The organism is Mesorhizobium sp. M7A.F.Ca.CA.002.15.2.1 (genome assembly GCF_003998715.1).
In the GTDB taxonomy this organism is placed as follows: Bacteria; Pseudomonadota; Alphaproteobacteria; order Rhizobiales; family Rhizobiaceae; genus Mesorhizobium; species Mesorhizobium ciceri.
In genome coordinates, this window is record NZ_RZPI01001200.1 from 1 (window position 1) to 640 (window position 640).

General features: G+C 62.8%; 1 protein-coding gene. It reads right to left on the bottom strand.

Annotation, left to right across the window (positions count from 1 at the left end; all coding sequences use genetic code 11):
• Positions 1-568 (bottom strand): XdhC family protein (locus ENZ74_RS33640; RefSeq protein WP_127313376.1); only part of this gene is annotated, 568 nt, incomplete at its 3' end.
• Positions 569-640: the final 72 nt, after the last annotated feature.

Consider the following 640-nt stretch of genomic DNA (forward strand, 5'->3'; position numbering starts at 1 on the left):
GGTCGGCGCTCGCGCCCTGCGCCAGCAAACGTTCGACACGCTTGGCATGCGTCTTCCTGCTGCCTAGCGCGCCGACATAGAAGCAGTTGGCGTCTAGTGCTGCCTTCAGGGCGAAATCATCGACCTTGGGATCATGGGTGACGGCGGCAAGTGCGGTGTAGCTGTCGAGCGGCTGACGCTTCAGCACATCCTCCGGCCATTCGGCATGAAGCGCCACATCGGGAAAGCGGTCCGGCGTGGCGAAAGCGGTGCGGGGGTCGATGATCTCCACGGGATAGCCGGCGATCTTCGCCATCGGCGCCAGCGCCTGGCTGATATGGACAGCGCCAATCACGACCAGACGCGGCTGCGGCAGATGCGCGTTGAGAAAGAAAGTCCGCCCCTCGGCTTCGACCGAACCGGAATTACCGGTGCGAAACGCCCTGGCGATCGCGGTTCCGAGATCGCCGGCGACGTGATCGCCCTCGCGCACGATCCGGTCGCGCCCGTCACCGAGATCGGTGACAAGGATCGCCGCACGGCGGGCGCGTCGTTCGGCGTTCAAAGTTTTTAAGGCGTAGGGATCCATCAGGAAATCTCTTGTCCGAGCATCATCTTGTCCAAAAACCGGGTCCCACTTTTTGGGATCATGCTCTAGCCC